Genomic DNA, 17,069 nt, shown 5'->3' with positions numbered 1-17,069 from the left:
GGGTATTTACTCTGCGGCTTGCTTGGTCGGTGCGGCTTTCTTTGAGGTATGTGAGGCACGGCTCGCATCTTCGAGCACCTGTTTAATACGAGCTGCTAAAACGCGAACATTGGGTTCTAGTACCATTGAATCGTGATCGCCTGGCACTTCGAACACCTCGACCTTGGGAGCAAATTTTGTCCAATCGTTGTCACTATACAGATATGTCCGATATTCGCTGACCAGCTTGTCACCAATGATCCAAGTCGGAACCAATGGTGGGCGAAATAAGGTCAAAGGCCCTGACCATGGGGCGATTTCATACGACCCGACGCTTTCAAGGAAGGCGTCTTGGATGGCGACATTGTGGAACTGCTGGCCTTCCTCGGCGGCGTCATCGTTCCCGCGACGTTTTTGGATTTCCCATGCGATGCGGTCTTTGGCCCAATTAACGATGTAGGACACGCCGCCCTTACGCAGGTCCATCCATTTGATGCGCATTTTATCCGCCCGAGAAATGGATGGTCGAATGGGAAGAGGAGTGTCGAGCATTACCACGGCGGAGACGATTTCACCTGCAGCAGTTAACTGGTGAGCAATCTCATACGCGGTAATCCCGCCACCAGAGAACCCGCCCACCATATAGGGGCCTTCGGGTTGAACTTGCCGCATTTCCGCGATGTAGTCACGCGCGGCCTCAGTGATCGTACGGTGTGGTTCTTCGCTGCCAAACAATCCACGGGCTTGTAGGCCATAGAATGGCCGATCATTTCCAACCAAATGTGCCAGATGGCGCAGGTTTAATACGTTCCCAAACATGCCCGCGACCAAGAAGAATGGCGACTTGGTGCTGTTTTCGCCGGTATGCATTGGCACCAGATGGGTGAAGCGACGTTCCGGCGAGGCTTGGGCTATATCTTCGCTGTCGGCATCCGTCTCATTGTTAACCCCCTGCGCCGCAATGAGCGCAGCGCATTTGCGGATTGTAGGGGCCTCGAACAGGACCGAGATCGGGAAGTCTACCTGCCAAGCTTTGCGTATTTGTGCAAACAGGCGCACGGCTATCAATGAGTGGCCACCTAAATCGAAGAAGCTGTCTTCGACACCGATTTCATCGACACCCAACAGGTCTTGCCAGAAAGCGGCCAGCCGCTCTTCGATTGGGCCCTCTGGTTTTATGAATTCGGAATCAAGTTCAGGGCGTTCAAATTTTTGCCCCCGGCCTTGAGCACCGTCATCAACTTGTCCAGCTTGTTCTATGAGCGCATCCAAATCGAGGGATGAGACAATGACCTGACGCTGCGGACTCGAGAGTGCGCGCAAAAACAGCGCCGCGCCTTCATCCGCGCGAATGCCTTGGGTCAGATTGTGTCGTAGTCGCTCCTCAGCTGGGGATAGTGGCCGCATGCCGCCATCGGCCGGGGCCGCTGAAGCGGTCGAGAGAGGGGTGATCGCGAAGCTAGCATCTGTGTCCATCCGCCGGATTGAGAAGTCGTGGATTTCAACGCATATTGTGCCGTCGGGCGCAGCGATAGTGATGTCAAAACTCGCCGTTTCGCTATCTGCCCGATTGTCCGCGCTATTGCGGACCCAAGAGACAATATTTGACGGTAATGGCCCAAATACCTTTACTGAGCGATAAGACACTGGCACCCAGAGATGCGCCGCCTCGTAGCCTGCGATCAGATTCATGGCCCAACCCGTTGCAATATCCATCAGGGCAGGGTGCAGATAGTAACCTGCTTTAGCATCACCTGCTGCAGCATCTGGTAACGCGAGTGTCGCGAGACCTTCACCGTCGCCTAGAGTGGTTGATTGTAATACGCGCCAGCGTGGGCCGAAGTTAAGGTGAACTTCTTGCGGTGACGCCATCCAACCTGCATCTCCGGCGTCGACCTTGTTCGAACAGCGGGCCTCGATGGCGGCGATATCTAAAGGGGCGGGGGCGGAAACTGGTAATAACGAGAGACTGGCTTGCGCGTTTTGCTCAAATTGCCCGAGTTCGCCACTTTCTACACTCAGGTCATACCCAAGATCGGTCCGTAGCAGACCCACACGAATGTCGCGAGGCGCATGATCGGAGACAGTCAACGGGCGCAGGAAGTAGAGATCACGGATCTCAAAAGCAGAGGTCTCACCTTGCGCGCGCAGAGCTTCTGTTGCCAGCTCAAGGTAACCCGTTCCAGGTACCAACGCATCACCTGCTTTTGTTCGGTGATCATCTAGGAACCAGCGCTCCGAGACGCGGTATTCGGCTCTAAAGCAGCGGTTTCCAGCGGAATCAAACGTCGCCTCGTCCAACATTGGCGCATTGATCGGGGTCACCGGTGGCGGGGCCGCTTTGCCCAACCGACTGTCCATTGCGTCCGCCGCCATGCCTACATCAGCCCAGATGCCCCAATTGATGGCTAACACGCGGGTTTGCCCACCGCTGCGCGACTTGGCATAGGCGTTGAGGTATTCATTTGCAGCAACGTAATCGACCTGACCGATCGGGGCCGTCGCCGTGGAGCTTGATGAAAACAGAACTATCCAATCCAAGGAGCCATCGGGAAAGACTTCGTGAAGAACCTGCGTGCCATGAATTTTCGGCGCAAATACGTCCTCAATCGAAGTAACTGTTTTGGCCATGATCGGACCGTCATCTATTTGACCAGCAGCATGGATGATACCATCGACTTTACCGAAGTGTTCTTCCAGCGTGGACTTTGCTAGCCGCATATCTTCGACATTGGACACGTCGGCAACTAGCGTCAGGACTTCGCCGCCCATAGCTTCTAGCTCGCGAATACCTTCAATTCGGCGAACTATGGCGGTACCCGGGGCGTTGTTTTGCAACGCCTGGTCCCAAGTGTCGCGAGGGGGCAACGGGCTGCGAGCAAGCAGCGCTATTTTGGCGTTACATCGCTCGATCAACTCGTGCGCAAGGGTCAGGCCGATGCCACCAAAGCCACCCGTCAGCAGGTAGACACCGCCGTCTTTCAGAACGGGTAATTCGCTATCAAGAACAGGAAGGTTGGTTGTCTGATAGCCAAGCGCATAGCGTTTATCGTTGCGGATCAGGGCAGTCCCGCATGTCGGTGTTGCAAGAACCTCTTCCAAAATCTGACCTACAATACGCGATTGGTCGGTCTTGTCAGGTCCGCGCCTGAGACGCCCTTGACGAAGCGGCTCGATATCCAGTTGCGACACGGTCATTCCAGAGAACTCGCGCGGTATAACACGCACAGGTCCTGCGACCGTTGCTTTTTCAGGGTAGGGGAGTTCTTCGTTCGCGCGTTGCATTGCGCCCGAACTAAGCACGGTAAGGTGTATCGGCATCGGCAGGTCTTCGCCCCCAATCGCCTGTGCTAGAAATAGCAGACTATAGAATCCTTGCTCCTGAACGCGGTGAAAGAAGCTTGATCCCGGTCGGAAGCTTTCGTCCTTGGTTATCGTCCAGGCATGGACGATGCGCGTTGGAACCAGGTCGCGCGTGTTTAGGTCATGGATTAGCGCATCATAGCTTTCGCGACCGCGTTCAGGGGCGATGATGTAGCCCATTTCCCCGACGCGCGCGAAAGTGTCACCGGGTTTAACGGTCACCACTTTATGATCTGCCGAGCGCAGTTTGGCGGCGACATCTGCTCCAAGCCCTGCGTCATCCTCGAAAATCAGCCATGTTTGTTTGGTGGCTTCCGATAAATCACCTTTGACGTCGATATCGCACTCCGCGTAGCGCGGGGTCCACGCAGGGCGATAGCTCCATTCCTCAACGTCGTCCGTTCGGCTTAGCCATTGTGCATCACTGTCTAATGCAGGTTTCCCCGGCTCTATAAAATAGGAGGATTGCTGGAAAGCATATGTTGGTAGCGGTACGTGTAATCGGCGTGCCTCGCCCCAGAACTGGTCCCAATCAAATTGGCCGCCGACGGCCCAGATACGACCCAGCATGGCAAGGAAATATGCATCGTCAGGCGTGTCATCGTCAGGATGACGCAGGCTGGAGATCACCTGATTGGCGGTAACCTTGCCGTGTTGGCCGGCCAAAGATGACAACGCCTTCCCAGGTCCAACCTCGATGAAAACGCGCGCGGGTGGTTCGGCCAAAGTTGTCAGGCAATCGGAGAAATGTACGGTGCCGCGTAGGTGGGCCACCCAGTAGTCAGGATCTTGAGCCTGCGCGTCCGTTATGTAATCGCCGGTGCGGTTTGACGTGAACGGAATATTCGGTGGGTTCAGGGGAATTGATCGCAAGTAGTCGCCAAACTTTTGCAAAATCGGCTCTAACATGCGCGAATGGGCCGCGATGTCGATCGGGATGCGCTGAAAGTCGATGCTTCGTTGGATCAACCGCGTTTCCAATGCGTCCAACTCGGCTTGTGGTCCAGTAGCGACGCTTAAATTTGGCGCGTTCACCGCTCCCAAATCAAGATCATCACCTAACAGAGGCTCCAACTCATCAGCCGATAGAACGATGGACAACATGCCGCCCGCTGGCACCGTGTCGAACAATTGGCCGCGGAGATGCACAAGGCCAATGCAGTCCTCGAACGATATCACTCCAGCAACGCAAGCGGCAGTGTTTTCCCCCATGGAGTGACCAACCAGTGCAGAAGGCTCAACCCCCCAAGACATCCAAAGCTGCGCCAACGCATATTCGGTGATCATGATGAGGGGCAACTGCACGGACGGTTTTTTCAACGTCGTGTTTGCGGCCTCAATCGCGTCCAATTCCGGCAGCCAAAGCGCACGGATATCATAATCTAGTTTTGATTGAAGAACGTCGAGACCACGATCCATCCATTCGGCGAATACTGGTTCCGTCTCATAAAGATCGCGTGCCATTCCGGCATATTGTGCGCCACCACCGGGGAACATGAAAACGTAATCAGGGTCTTCGCCAACCACGGTATGCGAAAAGGCGCGGCGCGGATCGTTATCTTCCAGAAGTTTGGCGGCGTCGGCGTGGGTTTCAGCCACTACAACCCTACGGCGTTCAAATCCGCGACGGCGTTCTTTCAACGTCCAAGCGATATCCGCGAGGGGTTGATCCGGGTTGGTGCGTAGGTAGGCGGCAAGATTGGCGGCGTTGGCTTCAAGCGCAGCCTTACTGCGCCCCGATACGGTCAAGATTTGGAACGGCCAATCCGATTCTTCAGAAGCAGCGCGCTTGGGGGCTTCTTCCAATACCAAATGTGCGTTGGTGCCCCCGACACCAAGTGAATTCACTCCTGCGCGGCGCGGTCCATTGTGAGAGATCCAAGGGCTAAGGGTGTCATTGACAGAGAATGGTCCGCTTTCGAAATCAATCGCAGGGTTTGGTTTCTCATATCCCAAAGATGGTGGAATCTCGCGGTGATGAAGCGAAAGCGCCGTTTTGATCAATCCGGCCGCGCCAGCCGCGGTGTCGAGGTGTCCAATGTTGGTTTTAACAGACCCAATTTTGCAAAACTGGGTCTCATCTGTGGTTTCCTCGAAGGCTTCGGTCAACGCCGCCACTTCGATTGGATCGCCCAAATATGTTCCTGTACCGTGGCATTCGACGTAATCGATCGTGTCAGCAGTTATATTTGCCATGGACTGGGCCTCGGCGATCGCTGCCGCCTGACCGTCGACTGACGGGGCTAGGTATCCTGCTTTGGCTGCCCCGTCATTGTTGATGGCAGAGCCTTTGATAACCGCCCAGATGTGGTCGCCGTCTGCGATGGCATCCGTGAGACGTCGTAGGACCACAACACCGGCCCCTGACCCGAAGACGGTACCTTCCGCGCGGTGATCGAATGCGTGGCAGTGCCCGTCTGGAGACAGCACTTCGCCTTCCTTGAATATGTAGCCGCGATCTTGAGGTAGCTCGATTGTGACACCGCCAGCAAGCGCGGTATCGCATTCGCCTGTCATCAAGGCCTGTGCCGCATAGTGGGTCGTAACCAGTGATGTAGAGCATGCGGTCTGCATGGTCACTGACGGGCCTTTTAGGTTCAGAACGTGGCTCAAACGGGTAGACAGGAAGTCCTTGTCGTTGCCGGTATGGCGAAGTAGGAACATGCCCACATCGTTAACAAGATCTGGGTTCGAGCAGATGTTAAAGTAGAAATAGCTTCCCATCCCGCAGCCGGCGTAGACCCCGATTGGGCCCTTGGCGTTTTCGGGCATATGTCCGGCGTTTTCCAGGGCTTCCCAAGAGACCTCCAGAAAGCGCCGATGTTGCGGATCCATGATCGCGGCTTCTTTGGGCGAGAGGCCGAAAAACTCTGCATCAAAATGTGCGAACCCATCCAGAGGGGCCGCTGCTGGGACATAGTCGTCACGATTTATGAGGTGTTGGGCTTCTCCAGCCCCGAGCAATTCTTCGGCGGTGTAATGGCGGATGGACTCAATTCCATTTCGCAGATTTTGCCAGTACTCATCTATTGTGTGAGCGCCCGGAAAATGTCCGGCCATTCCGACGATGGCTATGTCGCTCTCAGAGATGAGGTTCTCGGGGTCAAAACTCATTACAAAACCTTAACGCATTTGGCGCTTAGAAACTGCTAAAAGATAAGATTTGGTTATTTGGCGGCGAATATGGGAAATTTAAACTGGATTGTTGCACAATAACCTGATGATTGCGCAGTATTTTTACAAAAGAAAGCCTAGAAATGTATGCAGAGCGCGATTATTGCTGGATAAGCATATAAACCCATCTGGAGAGATACCTACTACGGCTCGCAGGATAGCAAACTAGCCGGATTCTTGGCCGTGAGGCTTTGCATGCTGCGTGCGAACCAATATCGAAAAAGCGTTATACTACGCTTTTTGCGGCAAGCCGGTCTGGGTAGGGACCAGAATGCGACGCCTGCCTGCAAGATGTGTAAGCCCTAGGCCCGCCAAGGCAATCAGAAGGAACGACAAGCTCGTTGGTAGCGGAACCGGAGATAAATCACCCTCATTCCGCATCACGTCAATATCGGACCGGAAGCCGAGATCACCCAATATGCCGCCACCTAGCAGCATCGAGAAATCTAAGGACATCGTCGTAAACAAATCACCAACTGGAGAATCGCCCACCAAGTTTACTATCCCAGTGTAGGTTGCCGTTATCGCCCCTTCTAAGTTTTCGTACCCAGAGTAAAGCTCAAACGGGAAACCGAAACTGGATCCCTGAGTAGACTCGCCGTTCGGGTCGTTGTCGTCAAAAATGAAGGTCGTATCAAATACGGCACTGGCTGGTGCCAAATCGATGGAAAGAGATGTAAGAACACTGGTCGTGGTCATCTCAAACCCGTCCCAACTCATGAACAAATCAGTGTCCGCCCCACGCGCCCAGCCATTGATGCTACCATAGGTGCTACCGTCAGGATCAGTGTAAATCCGAGGATCACCTTCCCAAGTGATTTGCTCACTGGTTCCGTCCGCGTAGGTCGCTGTTATCATGGCGCCATCAAGATCGGTGCCATCTGTTCCGGTATCATCCCGCAAACCATGGGTCGATTCGATGAGCTCAGCGCCACTACGAACAATATCAATTGTCGCCGCTTCAACCGCATTAAAATTCAATGAAAACACCGCAGTCGCGGTAAACGTCACTGTCAATAACCTAAATATCACCACTTACTCCAAATACTACAGGACGCGAAACTTGAGCAGATTATGGCCTAAATTTGCAAATCTTTCAACTTTTTGTGGCATGAACTGTTTTGAGATAATCAGTAGCGAGACAGATCAGCGCGGTGTTATTCAAGCGACATCGTGTTCTAGCCCGATAGAACTGCGTGAAAACAGGTCTCTTCTCCGATCTTTTCGAATGGAGTTTTCTGCGTTAAACCTGCGTCATGCATCCAACGGATCATTGCGTTGGAAGTGGGGTAAACAGGGCGTGATGTTGAAAATCCATTTCGATTGCCAATAATGCGTCGTCCCACTGCTGTGTAGCTTAGGGAATTCACCAGCGTAATCGCTACAGCCTTCGGACCCTCGGAATTCAACGCATAATCCACTGAGTGCCGCGCGTAGTCAGAAAGAATCCCACCAATTATGACAAGTTCCCCCCCTCGTTTAAGAACGCGGGATATTTCATGGAATGCGGGCATAATGTCGAAGTATTGATGAGCAGAAACACATAGCACGAGATCCAGCTCATCATCTTGGAACGGCAAGCTCTCCGCCCCCCCAACACGGGTTTCTAAAGTGCTGATGCCTTCGCGCGTACAGAATATTTCACCAAGTTGAATGTAGGTTTCTACGGGCTCAACCCCGCAAACACGACCGGTTCGATGAGATAGAGACATCAAATTTGCCCCCATGCCGGATCCAATTTCTGCGACATACTTGCCTTCGAAAAGCGTGTCGGAAAGATGGGGTAATCCGTTCTCGAATGGCAGGGCTTTGTGCCTCTCTTGCCAGAATAGGTATTCACGGCAGGAGTCACTGACCAGAAAACCAAGTGACGTTCGGGCCTCCGATTTAGGGAGTGTCCAGCCGCAATTTTGGGCGATTTCTTGTGCTTGTTGGGTTGGGAGAATGCTATCGATCGCAACGCTTTGGCCCGCCATATATCGAATGACTTGGTCAGAGTGTTCGCCAAGGAGAGCCGACCGAGCAGCATCTAGTTGTTTTGCATTAAGTTTCATTACCCAAACCCGTCAATTCTTACGTTTCAGAACATCAAGGTTGCGGACCGGATCTTGAACAAGCACTTCGAAACCATCAGAGAATGCATCGTTCCCGCGATTGTTCGTTGTCGTCCAAGCTGCGATGCCATGCCAGTCCGCCAGGTATTCAATCTGGCTGTTCAGCACATAATTTAACACGTTGCCTTCAGTTAGAATGGCGTCCAGTGCGTCGGGATTAACCTTGCCATCGAGGTTTATCGTTCGGTCATGCCAATACCCCAGCGTTCCAGTTTGAATAGCTCCGGCCCAGACATCCTTGGGTACGTTTTCGGTCACCCAATCGACAACTTGAAAGTGGCCTTGCTCTTTAACTCCGGGGATCAGTAGCCGGCCCAATAATCCGAAGCAAAGTACCAGGCTAGCCACACCAAGACCCCTGACGATAGTTTTGCCGTGGACAGGAGTGACCCGCGTGAGCAGTGACAACGCAACCGAAAGCGTTGCGACAATGAAGAGGGGTGCCAAAGGCGACAAATATCGGCTTAGGAACCAACCAGCGCCGAAGTAGAACCCATAGTAGGCGACCATTACAAAGGCGAAGATCAGATAAGCTAGGATGGCGTATCGTACCGCGCCCTCACGTCGCCAAACTTGAATGAAGAAGGTACCACCTATCAGGACTACTATAGCGGAGGCGAGTGTCTGGAAGATCGGATTGAACTGCAGCGCGTGCGGTATTGGCAGCATCGGGAAGAAGTATTCGAACATCACCGCTGGCACCAGATCGGCATTCTTCGCGAAGCCGCCGCTTAGGGCTTGGGCGGTGCCGCTGACCGGGATGATGGAGCCGAAATTGACATAATTATTGATCAACCAAGGCGCAGCAATTATGGCCGCCAACAACATCGGAGCAGCAGCTTCCTGTGCTATTCGACCACCACGCTTACGAGCTACAAATATCTCGTGAAGGATCCAAACGATCGCAATTACCAACAACAGAAAAATGGCGTCGACCCTAACTAGAAAGGTAATACCCCCAGCGGTGCCTAAAAGCATTCGATCGCTAAACTTGGCGTCTTCCCCCTTGGCCAAAAGTCGTGTGAAAATCACCAGTGTGGTCGTCACGGCAACTGCATAAAGCCCCGTTTCCAGCCCATTCATCGTGTGCAGCAGCACATGCTGCCCAGAATACCAAAGGGCGGCAACCAACCATGGCCAAATGTGAGACTTGTCCTGAGGCATCAGAGCTTCCCGCGCAAAGGCGCGGACCGTGAAAACCCCAATCACAGAGATAGCGGCCCCAATCAACTGGACCCCCCAAAGCCCCGATATCTTATCTCCGTCAGTCAGCCAGTAAGGAACCGCGAATAAGAAGGTTGCTATTGGCTGAACCCCATTACTGGGAATTGTCCCGTCGGAGACGGACATGCCCAATCCAATTGCCATATTGCGGGCCACGGTAAGCATCAGATACCCATCTTCGGTCATGAAGGCAGCAGACAGTACGCGGTCGCCAGAAATGAGCGGATACAGGCGGTAAAACGTGGCAAGAACCAAAGCTACGACAACCACACGGAAAACAGACTTCTCGGACAGGTGCTTCATTACTAAAATCCAACCGATTGAGCGCAAATACATTCAGTCAAAGTCATAGCGGAGAACGGCATTTCACAAAATCTCCGCGGGGAAGTTTGTTTGAAAGCGTGACAATACACTTCATATTTCTATCAATCGCAGTTTGAAACGCGCAAAGCTGTCGTACCGCCCCACTCCGATTCGCGGCAACGATAGTGCCGGTGCATCGGTACGCATCAACCGGTCTTCGAGAATAGTCGCGGAGGCAAACCCCTCCTCCTTAAGCATCGCCATCAACGCAGGAGTGTAATTGCCATTTGGATAGGCGAAATGGTGAACAGGTTGTTGCGTCCAAACCTGAAGCAGCTCACGAGAGCGGGCAACCGAGATGCGCGCCGCATCGATCGAAATTTGGTCAAGAAGTTCATGGCCGTGGCTGTGGGCGCCAATGGTCACCAACGGGTGGGCCGCAAGTTCCTTAAGTTGTACCAACGTCATGGGGTGCAATGGAGTGAAGCCGTCAGTCGCGGGACCAGCTTGCGTTACGACTTCGGCCGCGAGTCTGTCACGATCAGCCATGGGTGTTGCCTTTAAGGCTTCAAGAACCAGTCCAATTTGCACCCAGCGGGTTTTGCCTCGTGCAGGACCGATTTTCCACTTGTTCAAGCCGTGGTCTGTCAGGTCGATTAATGTTTCACCGGCGCCCTGCAAAGCGTTCATGACCTGATCGAACCAAAATGGCTCATCGCGCACGAATTGTTCCGTTGCCAGGTACACTGTAACTGGCAGGTCTTCCTCTTCCACAATTGGGAGAAGATGATCGAAAAGACCGCGCTCCCCGTCATCGAATGTCAGGACTGCACGAGGGCGCCCTCGGCTCCCCAAGGTCAGTGCCTCGTCTAGGGAGACGATATCATAAGTCTTCCGGAGCAGTGTGATCTGATCTCGAAAAGCGCTCACTCCAAGGGTTGTCCACGCATCCAAGGGTTCGGTGTCTGGCCGCAGGGTGTGATAGCAAAGGATCGTTATAGGATCGTCCTGAAGCGCACATTTACGCAGCAGCGTATAGACTGGACCCGATGTTAGTAACATTAGGGCGATCCGTTTTAGTGCAGCCTTCATTACGTCGAATGCGCGCTAAAAAGCGCTTTAAGTTTTGCTGCTTCCGTCATGGCATCGTGTCGGGCTAATACGCGTTCGAAACAAGCTGTGCCCATGGCGTTCATTGCATTGTCGCTGGTTGCGGCACAATCTCGCAAAACAGCGGCTAACTCGTCTACCTGCCCCGCTGGAACCAACCACCCCGTTTTCTTGGGTCGCACAAGTTCTGGAATGCCCGCGATATAAGTGGAGACGACTGGTCGGCGCTCTGCCATGGCTTCCATGATAACAACGGGCAGTCCTTCGGAGAAACTCGGGTGAACAAGGGCGCGGGCTTTGCGCAGTTCTTCGCGGACCTGATCGGAAGTAACCCAACCTGTAATGCGGACCACGTCTGTTAGTCCAAGGACAGCTATTCGGGCTTCGATCTCAGTTCGCATCTGGCCATCCCCTGCCAGAACCAAGCGGGCATCCGGGGAATCTGTATAAAGAGCCGCAAAGGCTTCCAGCAATATGAGGTGACCCTTTTCAGGGCTGAATCGTCCTACGCTTAGAAATACAGGGTTGTTGGGCAAAGGCGCAGGGTCGCCTTCAAAGGCCGAAGGGGCAAGACCACAATGCACGACCTTTACCTTATCCCAAAGCTTATGGGGAATGCTGTACATCAACTGGCTGCCGATATAGGCGCAGGAGGTCACTGCAAATTCTGCCCCATCAACCTTCAACGGCAAAGCGTGATGGATCGGCACGTCGAACACCTCTGAGCCATGGATTGTGAAGCTGTATTTTGGTCCACCTAGGGCGTGCACTAGTGCCGCGATCTCGGCCGAATTGGTGCCAAAATGCGCGTGCATATGCGTGGCACCTGACCCCTTCAGCCAATCCATGATCTGGCACGCATGGGCGAGATAGATGAGGTGGAAAGGCCAAGGTCGCGCACCTTTGCGAGACATGGCCAGCGCCAGTTTCAATCCTGTCCAGAATGCGCCCGGTTTGCGTAGACCAAACCGCATGGCACCCAGTAGTAACGGGGCCAGTCCGCCTTTTAAAGTATGGCGCGTTTTGGTGAGTTCTTCGAGATCGAGCGGGTCGACAAGTTCGCTGTCCCAGCCCCGTAAGGCAAAGCGGTCGACTGACACGCCTTGGGCTTCCAGCGCATGAATCTCGCGGCGGATGAAGGTATGGCTAACGGCAGGATACTGGTTGATTAGATAGGCGACATGCATCAGTGGGCAGCCTCAGGATAGAGCTTTTGACTGAGCCGCGAAAGCCCAGTTGCTGGCGCACATGGAGCGCAGATCGTGCTCTGCTTCGAAGCCTAAAAGATCGCGGGCACGGGTGACATCCGCATAAGAGATGGCCGGATCACCGACGCGGCGAGGCGCAATTTCAAACGGGATATCGCGGTTCGAAACCGTCTTGTAGGTCGCTATTACCTCTAGGACGCTATACCCACATCCCGTGCCAAGATTGACCAGATGGCTCTCATCGCGCTCAAACAAGGCATTGAGAGACAGAACATGACCACGGGCCAAATCTTCGACATGAATATAATCGCGAATGCCCGTACCATCGGGCGTGGAGTAGTCATCGCCGAAAATTTTTAGCGAAGGCATATCTCCCGTCGCGACCCGGGCGATGACCGGCACGAGATTGCCGGGGGGCTGGCTGGGGTCCTCGCCAATCAGGCCAGAGCTGTGGGCCCCGACGGGGTTGAAATAGCGCAATAGACCAATCCTGAAGTCCGGATGCGCATGGGCAATTGCCTGAAGATATTCTTCGCCGAAGGCTTTCGTGCGAGCATAGGTGTTTTCCGGAGCGACGGCTGTGGCTTCGGAGATCGGCATCTCGTCCGCGTTACCATAGACGGCAGCACTCGAGGAAAACACAATCCGCCTTACATCCGCCTGTCGCATCGCCTCGACCGTGTTCATCAGGCCTGCGCAATTGCTGCGGTAGTAGCTTGCCGGATCAGTTTCCCCATCGGGGACACTTTTAAGCGCGGCAAAATGCACTACGGCATCGAAACCCGCATTGAGCACGCCTTTCATAGCAGCTGCGTCCCGGACATCTGCCTTGATCACGGATACAGGCGCACCCGTAATGCGTTCGAGCCTGTCAGCCACATCCGAATGAGCGTTTTCAAAATTATCAAGAATAGTGACGCTATATCCGGCCTCTATTAGGGCGACATAAGTGTGTGACCCAATAAATCCGGCACCACCTGTCAGAAGAATATGCCTGCTCAAAATATGCTCCTAGTTTGCGTCCACTTGTTCCGTATACAGTTGACAGTAAATTACACTCGGGAAGTACGGTAGTGATGTATTTGAAATGAGGTAAGTTTTTAAAACTACAGTGTATTATTAGGTCTGTAGGTTTGGTTGCGATCTGGTCACTCACTTTGATCCAAAATACGTTCCCTCTACATCCGCATGGCGGCAACTGTTCAACACGATGCCTAGTACATTGGTGTATTCCGCAACCTGACGTTCACAGGTATCGAGCTGAGCCATCGTGGTGTGTTCGGCACGCGCAAGAATGAGAGCGCAGTCTGCATTTTTGAGAAATGCCCGCGCATCGTCGGCGGCAAACATGGATGGCAGATCGAAAATCATGAGGTCAGGGGCAAAATCGGCCTGCACTTTATCCAACATATCGGCCGTGTGTTTTGACAAAAGAAGCTGTGTCGGATCGGAGATGGCCATGTTGCCCAGCGAAAGAGCTACATTGCCTCGGAGGCACAGCAACTGATCCTTAGGGGGCACATCCCCCGTCAGCATGGCTTTGATGCCATGATTGGGTTTGCGACCCAGCATATCTGCCACGGCCGGACTGCGCAGATCAAAGTCGAACAGCATGGTCCGGTTCTCGCGTTGTCGCGAAAACCCGATTGCCAGATTGCAGGCAGTTGTGGTTTTGCCACAATCCTTGTTGGGCGATGTGATGGCCAATCGCGTCCAGCCGTTCTCCTGCATTAGCAGAAAAACCTTGGTGCGCAGGACATCGAATGGGTTCGCCTCAGCTTCGGAGTTGAGTGTTAGGATCCTGTTGCGCAAAAGCAGATCTGGATTGGGCTCATAAGGGGTCAGATCGTCCCAAAGAGAGAGGGGCGCTTTTACGGCTGCGCTCGCGGTTTTCCCGCGCCGCTGCGACTGTTTGGAATGCGACCTAAGATCGGGCGCTTTTGTGCCACCACGCTGCCCTCGCGCTTTTTCCAGTGCTTTTTGCAATTTTTCCATCAGTCTTTTCCAGCTCGAACAGAGATCAAGTTAGGCGGTCTTTGATTTTCTCATAGAGAAGATCAAGCGGCATATAGTAGGTATCGATAGCCCAAAGCGCTGCAGGGACAGCGGCGGTGACGATCAATATCGAGATCATCAATTTGGCGCGCCGCCAGCGTTTGTCGGCTTTGGTCTCAATCGGTGGCAGAGTTGCCAATGGTGTCACGTTAAGTGCCCGGATAATGTCGCCGGGCCGCCGAATGGATTGGTTTAGAAATTCCAGCAAAGCAAAAAAGCCAGCGGCTAAGCCAAGTCCGATCAGGATGCCAAGCGCAACGATTTGGGTCCGGTTGGGGCTGGAGGGAGAACTGGGCACTGACGCGGCTTCAAGCACGGTGATCCGTTCGCCCTTGGCGGAAAGCTCGACGCGTTGACTGGCTTGAGCCTGGGCAAGGCGTGAGGCCGCCGCGTTATAGAGAGCTTGAGTGTTTTCGTGTTCGCGCTCCATGCTGGACAGGACAATGCCGATGGATGGGGTTTTCTCAATGCTCGCCTGCAGAATTTCTAATTCTTCGGTTGTGTCCTCAATATCTTGCACTGCATTTGCAAGACGACCATCGATCTCTGCAAGACTGATCGTCAGCGCCGCGGATTGCGGATTCAGATCGTCGCTTTCATCGGGACCCCCATCTCGTGGAGCAGTCGCCTCAAGCTGAGCGCGCAACGCATCAACCTGCACCTGCAGATTTCTCACACGTGGACTGGTTGCGGCATAGACACTGCGGGCGACACGCAATTCAGCTTCCAGCTGATTGAGCTGCGCCTCTTCCGGAGATAAGGGCGTGTCGCGGGGATTGTTGACAATGCCGGTCGCCTCATAAATGCGCTGAATATTGGCACGTTGCGCTTCAAGGCTTTGCTTCTCGCGTTCGGAGCGTGATAACCGTTCCTGAAGTAGAGACCGCCGATCAAGACTGAACTCTAGATTTTCTGGCAACGCATCGGCGTTCGCGTTTTTGAATTGAACTATTTTGGCGTTTTGTAGCCCCAATTCGTCCGAGAGGCGCTGCCCTTCCTGTTGAAAAAACGCCAAAGTGTCCTCGGACAGGTTGGTGCGGAAGGCAGAGTTCGTCTCAAGCCCGATGTTGACATATTGGTTGACGACATCGGCAACAGTTTGCGGAGTACCGGCCACGAAACTGATCACCATCAGGGTAACCTGATCCCGCCCAATCGACAGGCTGATGTTTGTTGCATCGCGCATGCCTTCAACAATTTCATCGGGCGTCATCGTGGATTGTTCGGGGAAGACGCGCACTTGCCTGGCAATGTCGAGAAGGTTCGAGCGGGTCAGCAACCTTTGCTGAATCACCTGCAGTTGCTCGGAAGCTGTGACCTGCACGGTCGAGCGCACCAAATCCTCAGATATCTGTGGAGACTCCACCAATAGCGTCGCTGATGTGGAATACATCGGCGGCAAACGCTGGGCGATAATCACGCTTGCGATGGAGGAGACAAGAAACAGTACGACCATGACCGGCAGTCGCCGCGGTAAAAGACTTAGATAGAAACGTACGTCAGAGATCATTCCGCTGCCTTGTTTAACACGTTCCCGATAGGCTTCTTCATCTGGACAACTTCACCGGATATTTCTGAATTGATGAACAGACCATCGGCCAGAAGCTCCCGGATCAGATTAACCCCTACGCCCTCGCGTTCTTCACTTGCAGCATAGACCAGTGCAAGATCGCAAATCTTGTTGATGAGCCGGGGCACGCCCCCAGTTTCCTGATAAATTGCTTGGATGGCCATGATTGAGAATTCTTTTCCACTCCCCCCGGCGTGTTTGAGGCGATGACAAATGTAGTCACGCGTCCCAGGCCCATTCAGGTTTGTGAGGTGGTAGGTGGCAGTCACGCGCTGGGCGAATTGCACCAGTCCGGGCGCTGAAATCAAATCGCGCAATTCTGGTTGCCCAACTAGAATCAACTGCAATAGTTCGTCCTTGCCGGAGTTGATATTCGTAAACATGCGTAATTCTTCAAGCGCCTCCATGGAGAGGTTTTGCGCCTCGTCGATCACCAAAATCACGTTCCGACCTTGAGCATATTCTTCAATAACGAAGTTCTGAAAGCTCTGGAACATTGAGATATAATCATCGCTGGGATCTGAATTGATCCCAAGTGAGTATAGCACCCAATGCAGAAGATCACCCCGCCCACCTTGTGCATTCGAGATCAGACCAATTGTAATGTCCTTTTCGGCGTTGCGCAAAAGATGGTGGATCAGAGTGGTTTTTCCCGCCCCGATCTCTCCGGTGATCACCGTAAGCGGCGCGTGAGTCATCAGGCCATATTCCAGAACGGCCAGCGCTTTCTTGTGGTTATCTGACCAGAACAGAAAATCCGGATCGGGCGACAGTGTGAACGGTCGCTCGGTGAAACCGAAGAAATCTGTGTAGAGTGATCTGCTCATTACCGCTTATTACCTTTGCGCACCTAACGTGGCGCGCTTGCACAATTACTATTCCCACCGCATTCTAACACATGACCTTAGAATGACGTTACCCAATATACAAAGTCACTGTATATCAGGGAAAAATGGCATCAATGAGAAG

10 protein-coding genes are annotated in these 17,069 nt (G+C 53.4%); all 10 read right to left on the bottom strand.

Translation table 11 applies throughout. The features are described 5' to 3' along the window. Nucleotides 1–6: 6 nt before the first annotated feature. The 10 genes from BDE40_RS16240 to BDE40_RS16195 all read right to left on the bottom strand — a co-directional run bounded on the left by BDE40_RS16240 (nucleotide 7) and on the right by BDE40_RS16195 (nucleotide 16,927). Nucleotides 7–6,456 (bottom strand): type I polyketide synthase, encoded by a 6,450-nt coding sequence (locus tag BDE40_RS16240; RefSeq protein WP_134016332.1) that lies wholly within the window; start codon nucleotides 6,454–6,456, stop codon nucleotides 7–9. Nucleotides 6,457–6,747: 291 nt separating this feature from the next. After that, complete coding sequence (locus tag BDE40_RS16235; protein ID WP_162848111.1) at nucleotides 6,748–7,497, bottom strand: hypothetical protein; 750 nt, start codon at nucleotides 7,495–7,497, stop codon at nucleotides 6,748–6,750. 197 nt (nucleotides 7,498–7,694) lie between these two features. Continuing rightward, nucleotides 7,695–8,570 (bottom strand): class I SAM-dependent methyltransferase, encoded by an 876-nt coding sequence (locus BDE40_RS16230; protein WP_134016328.1) that lies wholly within the window; start codon nucleotides 8,568–8,570, stop codon nucleotides 7,695–7,697. 12 nt (nucleotides 8,571–8,582) lie between these two features. Further along, nucleotides 8,583–10,190: a hypothetical protein gene (locus BDE40_RS16225; protein ID WP_134016326.1), complete on the bottom strand. Its 1,608-nt coding sequence runs from the start codon at nucleotides 10,188–10,190 to the stop codon at nucleotides 8,583–8,585. Between the two features lie 78 nt (nucleotides 10,191–10,268). Then, nucleotides 10,269–11,249 (bottom strand): polysaccharide deacetylase family protein, encoded by a 981-nt coding sequence (locus tag BDE40_RS16220; RefSeq protein ID WP_134016324.1) that lies wholly within the window; start codon nucleotides 11,247–11,249, stop codon nucleotides 10,269–10,271. Next, a complete protein-coding gene (locus BDE40_RS16215; RefSeq protein ID WP_134016322.1) occupies nucleotides 11,249–12,454 on the bottom strand; it encodes a glycosyltransferase in 1,206 nt (401 codons plus the stop codon). Before BDE40_RS16215 ends, BDE40_RS16220 begins: the two co-directional genes overlap by 1 nt. 12 nt (nucleotides 12,455–12,466) lie before the next feature. Continuing rightward, nucleotides 12,467–13,477: a UDP-glucose 4-epimerase GalE gene (galE, locus tag BDE40_RS16210; protein WP_134016320.1), complete on the bottom strand. Its 1,011-nt coding sequence runs from the start codon at nucleotides 13,475–13,477 to the stop codon at nucleotides 12,467–12,469. 150 nt (nucleotides 13,478–13,627) lie between these two features. Next, complete coding sequence (locus BDE40_RS16205; RefSeq protein ID WP_246030500.1) at nucleotides 13,628–14,206, bottom strand: tyrosine-protein kinase family protein; 579 nt, start codon at nucleotides 14,204–14,206, stop codon at nucleotides 13,628–13,630. Nucleotides 14,207–14,495: 289 nt separating this feature from the next. Further along, on the bottom strand, nucleotides 14,496–16,040 hold the full coding sequence (locus BDE40_RS16200) for a GumC family protein (protein WP_134016316.1): 1,545 nt from the start codon (nucleotides 16,038–16,040) through the stop codon (nucleotides 14,496–14,498). Then, nucleotides 16,037–16,927 carry an ExeA family protein gene (locus BDE40_RS16195; RefSeq protein ID WP_134016314.1) on the bottom strand — a complete coding sequence of 297 codons (891 nt, stop codon included), beginning with the start codon at nucleotides 16,925–16,927 and terminating at the stop codon, nucleotides 16,037–16,039. The genes BDE40_RS16200 and BDE40_RS16195 overlap by 4 nt, the downstream gene beginning before the upstream one ends. Nucleotides 16,928–17,069: the final 142 nt, after the last annotated feature.

Origin of the sequence: Litoreibacter halocynthiae (assembly GCF_004365635.1) — a bacterium.
GTDB classification, from domain to species: domain Bacteria; phylum Pseudomonadota; class Alphaproteobacteria; order Rhodobacterales; family Rhodobacteraceae; genus Litoreibacter; species Litoreibacter halocynthiae.
The sequence above is the reverse complement of the archived record's forward strand: the minus strand, read 5'-3'. Positions and strand labels throughout refer to the sequence as shown.

What these genes read in the sequence shown, in the direction of transcription:
- BDE40_RS16220 (WP_134016324.1), bottom strand. Translation starts at nt 11,249, where the DNA reads ATGAAGGCTGCACTAAAACGGATCGCCCTAATGTTACTAACATCGGGT.
- BDE40_RS16240 (WP_134016332.1), bottom strand. Translation starts at nt 6,456, where the DNA reads ATGAGTTTTGACCCCGAGAACCTCATCTCTGAGAGCGACATAGCCATC.
- BDE40_RS16225 (WP_134016326.1), bottom strand. Translation starts at nt 10,190, where the DNA reads ATGTATTTGCGCTCAATCGGTTGGATTTTAGTAATGAAGCACCTGTCC.
- BDE40_RS16215 (WP_134016322.1), bottom strand. Translation starts at nt 12,454, where the DNA reads ATGCATGTCGCCTATCTAATCAACCAGTATCCTGCCGTTAGCCATACC.
- BDE40_RS16200 (WP_134016316.1), bottom strand. Translation starts at nt 16,040, where the DNA reads ATGATCTCTGACGTACGTTTCTATCTAAGTCTTTTACCGCGGCGACTG.
- BDE40_RS16205 (WP_246030500.1), bottom strand. Translation starts at nt 14,206, where the DNA reads ATGCAGGAGAACGGCTGGACGCGATTGGCCATCACATCGCCCAACAAG.
- BDE40_RS16195 (WP_134016314.1), bottom strand. Translation starts at nt 16,927, where the DNA reads ATGAGCAGATCACTCTACACAGATTTCTTCGGTTTCACCGAGCGACCG.
- BDE40_RS16230 (WP_134016328.1), bottom strand. Translation starts at nt 8,570, where the DNA reads ATGAAACTTAATGCAAAACAACTAGATGCTGCTCGGTCGGCTCTCCTT.